General features: G+C 60.1%; 12 protein-coding genes. 6 read left to right on the top strand and 6 right to left on the bottom strand.

Going from position 1 to position 12,146, the window contains the following annotated elements; all coding sequences use genetic code 11:
- Positions 1–260: 260 nt before the first annotated feature.
- The 6 genes from ACFFNA_RS04125 to ACFFNA_RS04100 all read right to left on the bottom strand — a co-directional run bounded on the left by ACFFNA_RS04125 (position 261) and on the right by ACFFNA_RS04100 (position 6,306).
- Positions 261–1,307 (bottom strand): glutathione synthetase, encoded by a 1,047-nt coding sequence (locus tag ACFFNA_RS04125; protein WP_111544664.1) that lies wholly within the window; start codon positions 1,305–1,307, stop codon positions 261–263.
- A gap of 14 nt (positions 1,308–1,321) precedes the next feature.
- Positions 1,322–3,190, bottom strand: coding sequence for a flavohemoglobin expression-modulating QEGLA motif protein (locus ACFFNA_RS04120; protein ID WP_378915817.1), 1,869 nt, complete (start codon positions 3,188–3,190; stop codon positions 1,322–1,324).
- On the bottom strand, positions 3,187–4,008 hold the full coding sequence (locus ACFFNA_RS04115) for an N-formylglutamate amidohydrolase (protein WP_378915815.1): 822 nt from the start codon (positions 4,006–4,008) through the stop codon (positions 3,187–3,189). The genes ACFFNA_RS04120 and ACFFNA_RS04115 overlap by 4 nt, the downstream gene beginning before the upstream one ends.
- 494 nt (positions 4,009–4,502) lie before the next feature.
- A complete protein-coding gene (locus tag ACFFNA_RS04110; protein ID WP_378916383.1) occupies positions 4,503–5,117 on the bottom strand; it encodes a TadE/TadG family type IV pilus assembly protein in 615 nt (204 codons plus the stop codon).
- A 46-nt stretch (positions 5,118–5,163) separates the two neighbouring features.
- Entirely contained in the window at positions 5,164–5,745 is a 582-nt protein-coding gene (locus ACFFNA_RS04105) for a TadE/TadG family type IV pilus assembly protein (RefSeq protein WP_378915811.1), read from the bottom strand.
- Between the two features lie 138 nt (positions 5,746–5,883).
- The gene (locus ACFFNA_RS04100) at positions 5,884–6,306 is read right to left on the bottom strand and encodes a pilus assembly protein N-terminal domain-containing protein (RefSeq protein WP_111544660.1); all 423 of its coding nucleotides are present in this window, start codon (positions 6,304–6,306) and stop codon (positions 5,884–5,886) included.
- A 325-nt stretch (positions 6,307–6,631) separates the two neighbouring features.
- Here ACFFNA_RS04100 and ACFFNA_RS04095 point away from each other — a divergent pair, with 325 nt between their 5' ends.
- From ACFFNA_RS04095 to ACFFNA_RS04070, 6 genes are all read left to right on the top strand, one after another.
- Positions 6,632–6,814, top strand: a complete 183-nt coding sequence (locus ACFFNA_RS04095) for a Flp family type IVb pilin (protein WP_111544659.1) — start codon at positions 6,632–6,634, stop codon at positions 6,812–6,814.
- Between the two features lie 184 nt (positions 6,815–6,998).
- Positions 6,999–7,517: an A24 family peptidase gene (locus ACFFNA_RS04090; protein ID WP_378915809.1), complete on the top strand. Its 519-nt coding sequence runs from the start codon at positions 6,999–7,001 to the stop codon at positions 7,515–7,517.
- Between the two features lie 212 nt (positions 7,518–7,729).
- On the top strand, positions 7,730–8,545 hold the full coding sequence (gene cpaB / locus ACFFNA_RS04085; protein ID WP_378915807.1) for a Flp pilus assembly protein CpaB: 816 nt from the start codon (positions 7,730–7,732) through the stop codon (positions 8,543–8,545).
- Positions 8,542–10,059 (top strand): type II and III secretion system protein family protein, encoded by a 1,518-nt coding sequence (locus tag ACFFNA_RS04080; protein ID WP_378915805.1) that lies wholly within the window; start codon positions 8,542–8,544, stop codon positions 10,057–10,059. The genes cpaB and ACFFNA_RS04080 overlap by 4 nt, the downstream gene beginning before the upstream one ends.
- Positions 10,060–10,073: 14 nt before the next feature.
- Positions 10,074–10,811, top strand: a complete 738-nt coding sequence (locus ACFFNA_RS04075) for a CpaD family pilus assembly protein (protein ID WP_378915803.1) — start codon at positions 10,074–10,076, stop codon at positions 10,809–10,811.
- Positions 10,812–10,854: 43 nt separating this feature from the next.
- Positions 10,855–12,138 carry a CpaE/TadZ family protein gene (locus ACFFNA_RS04070; protein WP_378915802.1) on the top strand — a complete coding sequence of 428 codons (1,284 nt, stop codon included), beginning with the start codon at positions 10,855–10,857 and terminating at the stop codon, positions 12,136–12,138.
- The last annotated feature ends 8 nt before the right edge of the window (positions 12,139–12,146 follow it).

Here is a 12,146-nt window from a genome sequence, read left to right as displayed (position 1 = left end):
CACGGAACGATCATTGAGGTCCGGATCGGGTGGAGTGTTGACATTCGTCTCGTCGATGGCGAACGAGAAAGTGGCCTATTTGCCGACATTCATGCGCTCTCAAAAGTTGCCCTTCACGCGACGGCTCGAGTCGCCAGAAACAGGAGCTTCGCGACAACTACGGCCCGTTAGACCACTGGTTCCCAGCCGATCAGCCGTCCGCCAAAGCCAGCCGCTACTTGCCGCACCGACTGGTGGGCTAGCCGGCTTGCCTGCGTTCCTCAGAGCGTCGCCAGCCGCGAATTCGGCATGGTCTTTCCATAGGCTTGCCGCAGCATTCGCTTCTCCTCCAGCGCAACGATGACACTTATGGCAAAATCCGTCTTGTACATGGCGGCGAGCCGTGCCAGCCCGCCTGGCGTGAAAACGTTGATCTCCAGAAGTTTGTCACCGACGATGTCGAGCCCAACCAGAAACATGCCGTCGCTGATCAACTTGGGGCGCACCATCTCGGCAAGGCGCAACATCGTGCCTGTTACCTTGACCTTGCGGGCTGTTCCGGCGGCATGGATATTGGACCGGACGTCGCCCTTGGCTGGGACACGGCGAAAGGCTGCGTAGTTGCCGTCGCGCAGCAGCGGCAGGCCGTTCATCAGAAAAAGACGCACGTCGCCAGCCTTAGCCTCGGGAATGTAGGCCTGCGCGATGAGATAGCCGTCACCGCTGGCCGCCTCGAAAATCTGGTTGAGATTGGAATCAGCAGGCGTCGCAATATGAAAGACGTTCTTGCCACCCGACCCTTGCAGTGGTTTGACGATACAGCCCTTGGAGTTTTTGTCGATGAATGCGCGGATCTCGGAAATGCTGCGCGATATCAGGGTCGCCGGCCTAACGACCTCGGGAAAAGTCTGAAGGTAGAGCTTGCTCTGTGCCTGTCCCAGACCGTCCGGATCGTTGACGACAATGACGCCGCGTTCCGCTGCAAGCCGCCCAAACATAACGCCTGCGTTGGCGGCCCATGGTCGAGCGGTGGCGTCCAGCGACGGGTCGTTGCGCAGAAACAAGATGTCGATATCGCTTGTCGCGAAGGTCTTTTTCTGCTTCGCGGCATCCTTCAGGGCAGCATACAGCGTATCGGACGTCTTGTAGGGAGCATCCGGCACAACCGCGACGCTGACAGCCAGACCGTCATCCGGACGCAGTATGAAGTCGCCTGGTTCAACATAGACAACAGAATGGCCGCGCTGGACTGCAGCCAGCGCCAACGTTGTCGTCGTGTAGCTGGGCGTCTCGCTCTCAATGGAATTGACAAAGAACGCAATGCGCATTGAGGAGGCTCCACTCAAGTTTCAACCATATCGATCGGATCGATTCCCGCCATCGCTTTCTTGAGGCGCGGACGCGCCGCGTCGGATGAGAGAAACGCGGGTTCGAGGCGCGGCGCCCGCAGCAGACCGCGCGCATTGAGTTCCTGGATCGCGCCGAAATGCGCGGCGGAGATCTTGCCGATCCAGAAAGGAGTGAGGCTGCCGCCGTTCTTGAGATGATCGAGAATCTGCACCACGCCGCGCAAATAGATGGCGTCTTTTGCAAGGCCACCGCCTCGATAGACACGTAGAACGACGTTGAAGGCGCTGCGATCATCGAGACCGAAATCCCTATCGAGAATGCGGAAGGTTTCCTCAAACGTCGCGCCGGCGAGCATCGCCTCACATGCGATGACCCTGGCCGCGATCAGCCTCAACCGCGCCGCGCTCATGCCGCCGACCAGATACTCCGCCAGCACGGCCAGTCCCTCCTGCATGCCCTCGTAGCCGGCGAGCCCGTTGCGGAAGATGGCGAGCCCCTGCGCATCACCGTTGAAATAGGTCAGCAGATGAATACCGATCTCGTGGCTAAGCAGCGCAGTCAGGCGCTCCGATGGAAGGTTGGTATCGCGCGAAACCAGCAGTCGGTTTCGAGAGACCAGGAGGCCAGCCGGCAGGTCGCCGCGGATCTCCACGGAAGCATCGAAATTGGGATAGGCGGCCCGGTATCCGGCGATCATGTCTCGCGCAGCCGCAGCAACGGCGTCAGCACCCAGGCTCTTCTGCCGGGTCGCTGGAGCAATTCGCGGTACCCTTTCGAGAATAGTGCGTGCCCGCGCCGCCAGGCTCGGTTCGACGCCACCATAAAGTGCTCGTCCGAGTTCGACGAAGCGGGGCGTTTCGCGTGCCGCGAGCATCGACAGTTGGAGATCGAGTTCCTGCTGCTTTTCGGAGAGCAGCTTGGTCAGGAGCGGATCTTCCAAATGATCGAGCGAGATCGAATAGAGCTTCCGCTTCTCGACGGCGACCTCGAACTCGAGCGGCCTGTAGAGCAGTGCGGGCACACGCTCGAAGACACCTGCCTGGAACTCCAGCCAGGCCGGTTCGGCATTGATCGGTGTGACGGCAAGCAGAAAATCGAACGTCGATGCAACGTCGTCGATCGCACGGTCAGCGCGCAAGACTGCATCGATATAGGCGCGGCGCCCGAGTGAACGATGGGTTGCCGGTGGTTCCAGCCTTGATGCCTTCAGGAAGGCGCTGACGGCCTGAAGCGCGGAATCGACCATGTTGGCGACGACGAGGTCGTGGAGTTCAGGGTAGACGCGCTTGGTGCCCGGCACTCTGTAGATCGGGGCGAAGCGCACCGTCAGGCACGCCGTATCACCGAGATCATCCCAGAGCCGTGCTTCGGCGCGTGTCGCCGGGTTGAGTTCGTCCACGCGGGGTGTGCGGTATTTTGCTTCGCGGGCGGCCGCAGCGGTGGCGAAGCGCTTGAGTGCAGCCTTCTCCGCCGTCGTGTTGCCGCAAGCCAACGCAATCTCGAAAGGCGGCAGGTATGGAACATCCTCGGTCAGGAACCGGTCTTCGGCCAACTCGCCGAGGTCCAGCATGAGGAATGCGCCGCAGTGATCGCGCATCCTTCGCGCCACCAGCCGCGCGACCTCGCCGGCGAGGCCAATGTCGGCCGCGATCAGATAGGACGCGTTGGCGGAAACAATGTGGAAGGCTGCATCCTGATGCGACCCAACATGGACACACAGAAAGGGCAGCGGTCGATCCATGTGCAAGCGGTTGCCGTTGCCGAAATCGCGGCGGATCGGCTTGCCGTCCTGGACAAGCGCGTCCAAGTCTGATTCGATTTGCGCCAACGGGAGCGCGGGCTCAACGAGCTTGGGCTTCATTGCATGGCCCGCAGCGCGGACTCCAGGACAGGCACCGTAGATGCCAGCATGGCGCGCAGCCGCTCAATCGCTGCCCAGTCGGGGTCGCCGCTCCATTCGTCCATGAAAATCTTCTTGAACTCGACCGCGATGGCACACCCGGTCTTGGGGAAATTGGCATGGACGAAACGGGTCTGTTCGCCCTTGCCCTGGAAGGACACATTCTCGCGCACGTCGATCGGCTCGCCGTTGAAACGTTGGCCGCGCAGCGTCTCCATGAAGGCGTCGACAACCGGCGCCCAGCGCGCGCGGTTCATCGAGAATGTGCCGATATTGATGTCGGGCGCGACATCGTAAGACGTGGGAACTCCTTCCGGCCCTTCGCGCCGATGGTTGTAGCTGTGGACGTCGACAAGGACGAACCTGCCGTAGCGCTTTTCGACGTCGGACAGGACCAGCTTGAGCTCGGCATAGAACGCATCGTGAAAGGCAAGGGACTCGTTTATGATCTCCTCGGCCGGTAGCTCTCGCCACACGTTCAAGCCCCAGGACTGGTCCGGCAACAGATAGATCGCAGCCTCGCGCGCGCGGTTCAAATCGACTTGAAAGCGCGATCGATGGACGATGATCTGGGTCGGGAAATCGGCGATAAAGTATTCGGTGAAGGGGTCCTCCTCCCGCAGCCGGTCGGAGTTCGAGATGGACAGGAGCGGTTGGCAAGCGCGCCCGACATCGGAGCCGCTGTGGATCGCCGTGCCAATGATGGGCGATTCACCGAGCTTGATTGTCCAGCCTGCCGGTGACCCGCTCGGAGCATTGTTGAAAGTGGGCTTGTTCACGATCCATTGAAATGCGCGGAGAGGGCGGACGGTTCCGATTCATTGCACAAGCTCAACGGGTTTTACACCCCTTGAGGAAACCCAAGCCTTCGTATGAAACCGCCGGCAGCCATGCCAGCTATGTATGAAAGCCCGAGGCTGTCGCTGCACCCATCGAGCAGGCTGCGACAGATAAGTGAATGAGGCCACGTCAACCCAGAAGCGTCCATCGGCGCGTCGGGAACTGACTCGAAGAGCTGTGGACCAGTAGCCTGATGGACGCCAGTTATGGGCACCGTCTAGGATTAGCCGTCCAACGTGTGCTCGACGTTAGGTTTGGAGTCCAAAGCGGCCCTTGAGGTGGCAGCGACATGGACGGCCGCTCATGGCGCTCCTTGCTCGTTCTGATCGGCAAGAGGGAAGGCACAAAACCACCCATCTCGGCCGATTGCGGCAACCAGCTGATTGAGTTTTGATCCGCTGAGCGGTTCGGCGAACCGCTCAGCGGTCCCGATTCAACAGTCGCCGCAAGGGATCGTGGTGCTTCTGCGGGGACGCAGATAATAGGTTTCGCCCATCGCTATGTTGTTGAAAGCCGAGGTCAATCCAAGCCTCTGCTGGTCGCTCGTCGACGACCAGGCGATGACCGGCGTGTAGCCGAGAGTGCTGTCGACTCGGATGAGGAAGGTGCCGGCGACCTTGAGTTTTGGTGGAACCGTGGCGGTGGAAGGGCCAGCGCTGGCGACGCCATTGACCAGCTTGCGCGACCACACCACCTGCACCAGCGGCGTTGCGTCGCTCGTGACCTGTATTGCCGTGATGGTGATGCCCGGGACCGAGCGGTTGTAGGGTTGAAGGGTGACGGCGCCGATCGCCATGATGGCGTCAATATCCGCCTTGACGACCGTCGTCTGCTGCGTGACGAGATCAGCCACCATGCTGCCGATACGACTGACCTTCTTGCTGGTCTCGATGGCTTGTGACGCCTCCATGGTCATGAAATACATGGCTAGCAGAATAGGCATGATCAAGGCGAACTCGACTGCCGCGATACCATGGCGATCGGACCCGAATCGAATTGCTTTGCGCCAAATTCCTGAAGTCTTGAGATGTGCCCCCGCACGCATCATGCCCATTGCCCTTTTTTCTTTTACTGCTCGTGCATCCGCCTCGAACTCAATTGTCGAACGGCTCGTTCTGCCAGGTTACCGACGCAAAATGCAGGGTCTTGTTGCCGCCCATCGACTGCGCCAACAGATCGGTCATGATCGGCCATTTGTAAAAGACCCGCAGCATGTTCCTCGATTCCGCCGCACCCGCCGTAACGGAAAAGGACACTTCGGCGGTGCCGTTCGTCAGCTGGACATCGTTGGCCTTGATCTTGAAGCCGGCCAGGGACGCGGCGGCGAACGTCGTAAATTGGCGAAGATCCACCATCAGCTGATTGGGACAATCCTGAGAAACGATGATCTCCAGTTTGTTGCAGATCATGTTCTTCAAATTGTCTCCGGCGATGTCGGCCGCCCTTAACTGGCCCGTGCGCAACCGGCGCGCGACATCGTCGGTGATATTGGCCATCACTTCCTGGCCGGCAAATGCGATGCAGCTTTCCAGAATGGCAAAGACAAGCAGCGCGAATGGGATTGCAAGGATTCCGAATTCAATTGCCGTGCTGCCGCGCCGGTCGCGAAGGAAGCGAGCGAAAAACCTTGGGCGTCTCGCCTTTTGCTCGTCTGCGGAGCCGAACTCCTTGCTCATGTCTGATCCTGCCGATCTCTATGCGGTCTCGGAAGGGGTATTAGCGCAAACCAATTGAGGCCCAGTTTGAATGATCGTTAAAGTCGGCGTTGGCGCCTTAACCAGCCGATAACCTGAACGGCATTCCACCGCGCCATCCTATCGGCTGACGCTCATCTCCGCCTCGGAGGATTTCTCCGCATCACTCTTGTAGGAGCTTTCGCAATAGGGCGTGCAGGACATGGTCTGTATTTCGGCACGGCGATAGATACGCACCGATGAGGCGGCCTGCCGCACGACGGTAACCTGCTCGTCGACGATCGGGCTACCGTCCGTATCGAGCACGACCAGATTGGTGACGCCGAAACCCTTGCCGGTCAGCACGATCGTCGAGGCGTCCTGCACGGAAGCGTCGGCGATTGCCGGATTGCCAACCACGATCGTATCGGCGGGTCGCGACAGTTTGACGATCTTGGCCTGGTTCATCGTGACCTCGATGCCGGCGCCGGCCATGGCGGGCGCGACGAAGCTCGCGGCTGCAAGAAGCGCGGCAATCACGATTGACGATCTCGGCTGGGCCATTGAGGCGCTCCACGCAAGCAGACTGATCAACGGAACATGAACGAGATTGGTGAACCAACGGTTAAGCGGACACTCTGGCCGAAGGTGCGGGGTATCAACATAATCGTTTGCGGAGTGCAATCCCCCCACCATCGACCCTGGAAAAGGAAAGGGCCGGCCGGCATTTAGTGCTGGGTTAACCACGCAATATGTTCGAACCGGGAAAGGAATCGGTAAGGCTGTTTATTAAGCCGATCGAAAGAGCTTCTCCCTAGATTGCCAGTATCCGATCAACCATCACAGAAGTTGACGGAAGTGCTGTAACACGTGGAGTAGGAGCTCTCGAATGTCTAATCTCATCGCACGTTTTGTGAAGGACGAATCCGGCGCGACCGCTATCGAATATGGTCTGATCGCCGCTCTCATCGCGCTCGCCATCATCACTGGCGCCGGCGCGCTCGGCAATGCACTCAACAGCAAGTTCACCTCTATCGGAACCACCTTGAACGCTGCTCCCTCGGGCAGCTGATCTGCGGTATCGCTGGGCGCTCAGATTGCGTTCTGGAAAAGGGCCGCCACGTGGCGGCCCTTTTTCTATTTCTATGCCGCTGCCAATATCAGTATCAGTCGTCTTTTCATTCCGGGCCTCATCAATCGTTAATCGAACATGTCTAGATTGAGCCCCGTGAAATCGGACAATAGGCATAGCGCCGATGCTTGAAGCCCTGATCTTCGTCGTGTTTCCGTTCTGCATGCTGTTTGCCGCGATCTCCGACATGCTGTCGATGACGATCGCCAATCGCGTGCCGGTGCTGCTTGTTGTTGTTTTCGCGCTGGTTGCGCCGCTGACGGGTATGGAATGGGCGGCCTATGGCGGGCATTTCGCTGCCAGCGCCCTGGTCCTGGCCGTGACGTTCGGCCTGTTTGCAATGGGCGGCATGGGTGGGGGCGACGCCAAGCTGCTGGCTGCCACCGCGATGTGGATGGGTCTCAATGTGCATCTCGTCGAGTATTTAGTGGCTTCGACAATCATCGGTGGCCTGCTGACGCTCGCAATCATCGTCTACCGGAAGTCGCTGCTTGCGGCCGTTACCGGCCGAAATCCGTTTCTGCGCCATTTCGCCGACGAGGCAAACGGCGTTCCCTACGGCATCGCGCTTGGCCTTGGCGGGTTGCTGACTTATCCGGATTCGCCCTTGATGGTGTGGGCGCTGGCACGGCTGGCGAGCTGAACGATCTGATTTCCGTTATCCGACCCGGCGTTTCCGCAGCCGGCTTTTGGTAGGGCCTGGCCTGCCATTTGTCCGGTCGGACCACATTCGAGCTAATTTATGTAAACGTTAAATTAATCACGATCGTAAGCATTACATTAACCTTGTTTTGACGATTGCCGCTGCAAAGTCCGGCTTGGCTACGTGGTTTGCCAGGGCAAGGGTTCGGACAGATGCCAGCATCGCGATTGATAATTCTGAGCGTGGCGGTAGCCGCGGCGGGTGGTGCCGGTTTTGTCGCGAAAAACATGGTGGCACCGCCGCCCCACATCGTCGTCGATTCCGGCCCCCAGGCGCCGGCGGTGTCGCTGCAGGATGTGCTTGTGCTGTCGGGCGATGTCTCGATGGGCAGCCCGCTCGAAAACAACATTGCCTGGCAATCCTGGCCCGCCGACGGCATCAACGCCAATTTCATCACCCGCACCGCCGAGCCCGAGGCGCTGGACAAGCTCAAGGGTTCCGTCGCCCGTGTGGCAATGTACGCCGGAGAGCCTCTGCGGCGTTCCAAGCTGATCGGCGAGGGGCAGAGCTTCATGTCGTCGATCCTGCCTTCCGGCATGCGGGCGGTCGCCACCGCCATCTCGGCCGACACGTCGGCCGGCGGCTTCATTCTTCCGAACGACTTCGTCGATGTCATCATGACCCGCAGGGGCGATGCCACCAACGGCGCCGCCGCCAGTTTCAACACTGAAACCATCCTCAAGAACATCCGCGTCCTGGCAATCGACCAGACCATTCAGGAGGACGAGGAAGGCAAGAAGACCAGGGTGGGCCAGACCGCCACGCTGGAACTGACACCGCGTCAGGCGGAGATCATCACGGTTGCGCAGCAGATGGCGGATCGCCTGACCCTGGCGCTACGGGCGGTCGCGGACACCCAGGAAAAGAATCTGGGCGAGGCCGACTATCTCGTTTCCGGCAATGGCCGCAGGGGAACGGTGAGGCTGATCAAGTCGGGCGAAGTTTCCGAAGTAGGGGCAAGGAAATGAGGCTAAGTGGTAAACTGCCGGCAATCGTAGCCGCGGCATTCGGCCTGCTGCTCGTCGGAACGCATGTGCAAGGCGTTGTCGAAGCAAAGAACGCGCAGGTCACTAAATCGACGGCCACCCAGCGCGTCAAACTCGGCCTCAACAAGTCGGTGGTCATAGACCTGCCGAGCGATGCCTACGATATTCTCGTCGCCAACCCGACGGTTGCCGATGCGGTGACCCGCACCGCAAGGCGTATCTATCTGTTCGGCAAGGCGGTCGGCGAGACGAACATCTTTGTCTTCGGTCCGAATGGCGAGCAGATCGTCAGTTTGGATCTGGCTGTCGAACGCGACGTTGCCGGCCTTGAAGACTATATCAAGCGCTTCATCCCGACGTCGGCCATCAAGGTGGAACTGCTGAATGACAACGTCGTCCTGACAGGGACGGTCGACACGCCGCTGGACGCAAAACGCGCGGTCGACCTGGCGACGATCTTCGTCTCCGGCGGTGAAGCGACGACGGGACAATATTCGCAGACCGCGGCCGGCGGTTCGGCCCAGAGCGGTGTCGACATCAACAATCCGGACCAGGAGCGCCGCACCAGCAAGATCGTCAACCTGCTTCAGATCATCGGCGACGATCAGGTCACGCTGAAGGTGACGGTCGCTGAAGTCAGCCGCTCGGTGATGAAGCAGCTCGGCGTCAATATGGTCGGCACTGGCGGCAGCAACGGCATCAGCTACGGCGCAATCAGCGACAATTTCACCGGCCTCGGCAAACAGCTGTCGAACTCGGGCTTCCAGATCGGCGCCTCGGGGCTGCAGTCTTACATCAACGCCATGGAGCAGTCCGGGGTCATGAAGACCTTGGCTGAGCCGACCTTGACCGCCGTATCCGGCGAGAAGGCGACCTTCAAGGTTGGCGGCGAATACAACATGGTGACAAATGTCGACCAGAAGGTATCCACCGACAACCAGACGGGGCTGAAGACCTATACCGTCGAAAAGATCGAGTACGGCATCGGCCTGGAATTCCAGCCGGTGGTGTTGTCTCCCGGCCGCATAAGCCTGAAAGTCCGAACCTCGGTTTCCGAGCCGACAACCGAGGGATCCGTATCGTTGTCGGAAGGCGTGACGAGTGCCGGCATGAATGCCCTGTCGCTGCGCAAGCGTCTTGCCGACACAACGGTGGAATTGCCCTCTGGCGGGTCCATGATGATCGCCGGCCTGGTTCGCGACGATGTCAGGCAAGCCGTCAACGGTTTGCCTGGACTGACAAAGATCCCGGTGCTTGGCGCGCTCTTCCGCAGCAGGGATTTCGTGCGCAACGAGACCGAGCTCGTCATCATCATCACGCCCTATCTGGTGAAGCCGGTGGCACGCAACGACCTCGCCAAGCCGGACGACAATTTCAATGCTGCCAGCGATGGCGCCGCCATGTTCCTTGGCCGCGTCAATCGCGTCTACGGCACCATGCAGACCGACAAGCCCAACGGCCGTTACCACGGCGTTGTCGGCTTCATCTACAAGTAAGCGGGGAAGCGGACATGTCTCAGTCAGCATTGAAGGCAAGCACCATCGCCACAACGATGCGCTTTGGCCGTTCGCAGATCTGCGGACGAGCCGTACCGGTCCTGGTGGTTGCCGTGGCGGCGTTGCTGGCCGGCTGCGCCCAGCGCGACAGCATTACCGTCGGCGCCGTTCCGGACGACTATCGCACCAATCATCCGATCGTGATCGCGGAGAAGAACCAGAAGATCGACCTGCCTGTCGGCGCCGGCGATCGCGGCATGACCGGATCGCAGCGCGACACGCTTCTGGGCTTCCTCGACGGTTATGACAAGAGTGCCGCCCCGACGCTGACGATCCAGGTCCCGAGCGGATCGGCCAACGAGGTCGCCGCGACGGCAGCCGCTCGCGATTTCGCCCGGCTCGCGGTCGCCGCCGGTGTCAAGCGCAACCGGATCGTCGTCACCTCCTATCAGGCCGCCTCGAGCGAGATCTCCTCGCCGGTTCGCGTCGCCTATGTCTCGGTGAGAGCCCAGACCGACAAATGCGGACGCTGGCCAGATGACCTGGTCGATACGGCGGAAAACAAGCACTATGCCGACTTCGGCTGCTCCTATCAGAACAATCTTGCCGCCCAGATGGACAACCCGGCCGATCTGCTCGGCCCGCGCAAGCAATCCACCATCGATGCTGAAAATCGCGGCGCGGTGATCGATGTCTACCGTTCAAGAGGCATTTCGGACGAATTCCTCGGCAATTCGGAAGTTTCGTACTGAGCCGCCAGTCTCGGATAGAACAGGCCACGGGAAAGAGATGATGATGAGCAATCTTGCCTACGACGCCCCGGTGGATGGCAGCGATACCTCGCAGCAGGACATCGCCGCGATGCAGGCATTGCGGCCGATTCCGCGCATCTCGATCCAGGCATTCTGCGAGACCGAGGGCGTTGCCAATCCGGTCGAGCGCGCCGGCGAGGATCGCCGCATGACGAAGGCGCATCTCAAGGTCCATATGGGCGGCGTCCCCACCGCCATCGAATTCTACCAGTCGGCGCCAACGCCTAACCTGATCCTGCTGGAGTCGCGCAGCGAGCCGAAGCAATTGCTGGAGCAACTTGCCCAGCTCTCGGAATACTGCGATCCGACCTCGAAGGTGGTGGTGATCGGTCACTACAATGATGTCGGTCTCTACCGCGAGCTCATCCGCTCCGGCATTTCCGAATATGTGATCGCACCTGTGTCGATGGCTGACATCGTCAGCGTGGTGGCGTCGATTTTCATTGATCCGGAAGCCGAGCCGCTCGGGCGCTCGATCGCCTTTGTCGGCGCCAAGGGCGGCGTCGGTTCCTCGACGATTGCCCACAATGTGGCCTGGGCGATGTCCTCCCTGTTCAAATCCGAGGTGGTCGTCGCCGATCTCGACCTCGCTTTCGGCACGGCCAACATCAATTTCGACCGGGATCCGGCGCAAGGCATCGCCGAGGCGGTGTTTTCGCCGGAGCGCATCGATGAAGTCTATCTCGACCGTCTGCTGACCCAGTGCGCCGAACACCTCTCGCTGTTGGCAGCCCCTTCGACGCTCGAACGGGTCTATGACTTCGATCCCGAAGCCTTCACGCAGCTCATCGACACCGCCCAGCGCAGCGTGCCGCTGCTGGTGCTCGATATTCCCCATGCCTGGACGGGCTGGACCAAGAACACGCTGGTCAAGGCCGACGAGATCGTCATCACGGCGACGCCGGAACTGGCCAACCTGCGCAACACCAAGAACCTGGTCGACATGTTAAAGCGACTTCGTCCCAATGACCCGCCGCCGAAGCTGATCATCAACCAAGCCGGCGTTCCCAAGCGCCCGGAGATTTCACCGTCCGATTTCGCCGAGCCGCTCGGCCTGTTGCCGATGTCGGTCATTGGCTTTGATCCATTGCTGTTCGGCAATGCCGCCAACAACGGGCGCATGCTTGGCGAAATGGATGCCAAGAACCCGGTTGTCGCGATGATCAACGAAATCGCGCATGTGCTGACCGGGCGCAGTGAAATCAAGACGAAGAAGAAAGCAGGGCTTGGCAATCTGCTTGGCAAGCTCTCGCGCAACAAGAAGTGACGTTTCAG

The sequence above is a fragment of the Mesorhizobium kowhaii genome, assembly GCF_042431665.1.
In the GTDB taxonomy this organism is placed as follows: domain Bacteria; phylum Pseudomonadota; class Alphaproteobacteria; order Rhizobiales; family Rhizobiaceae; genus Mesorhizobium; species Mesorhizobium kowhaii.
Note: the sequence above shows the minus strand (reverse complement) of the source record. Positions and strands in the feature narration are given on the sequence as shown.

Coding starts and splice junctions, on each gene's coding strand:
- ACFFNA_RS04105 (WP_378915811.1), bottom strand. CDS start 5,745: ATGAGCAAGGAGTTCGGCTCCGCAGACGAGCAAAAGGCGAGACGCCCA.
- ACFFNA_RS04100 (WP_111544660.1), bottom strand. CDS start 6,306: ATGGCCCAGCCGAGATCGTCAATCGTGATTGCCGCGCTTCTTGCAGCC.
- cpaB (WP_378915807.1), top strand. CDS start 7,730: ATGCCAGCATCGCGATTGATAATTCTGAGCGTGGCGGTAGCCGCGGCG.
- ACFFNA_RS04095 (WP_111544659.1), top strand. CDS start 6,632: ATGTCTAATCTCATCGCACGTTTTGTGAAGGACGAATCCGGCGCGACC.
- ACFFNA_RS04075 (WP_378915803.1), top strand. CDS start 10,074: ATGTCTCAGTCAGCATTGAAGGCAAGCACCATCGCCACAACGATGCGC.
- ACFFNA_RS04070 (WP_378915802.1), top strand. CDS start 10,855: ATGAGCAATCTTGCCTACGACGCCCCGGTGGATGGCAGCGATACCTCG.
- ACFFNA_RS04080 (WP_378915805.1), top strand. CDS start 8,542: ATGAGGCTAAGTGGTAAACTGCCGGCAATCGTAGCCGCGGCATTCGGC.
- ACFFNA_RS04125 (WP_111544664.1), bottom strand. CDS start 1,307: ATGCGCATTGCGTTCTTTGTCAATTCCATTGAGAGCGAGACGCCCAGC.
- ACFFNA_RS04120 (WP_378915817.1), bottom strand. CDS start 3,190: ATGAAGCCCAAGCTCGTTGAGCCCGCGCTCCCGTTGGCGCAAATCGAA.
- ACFFNA_RS04110 (WP_378916383.1), bottom strand. CDS start 5,117: ATGATGCGTGCGGGGGCACATCTCAAGACTTCAGGAATTTGGCGCAAA.
- ACFFNA_RS04090 (WP_378915809.1), top strand. CDS start 6,999: ATGCTTGAAGCCCTGATCTTCGTCGTGTTTCCGTTCTGCATGCTGTTT.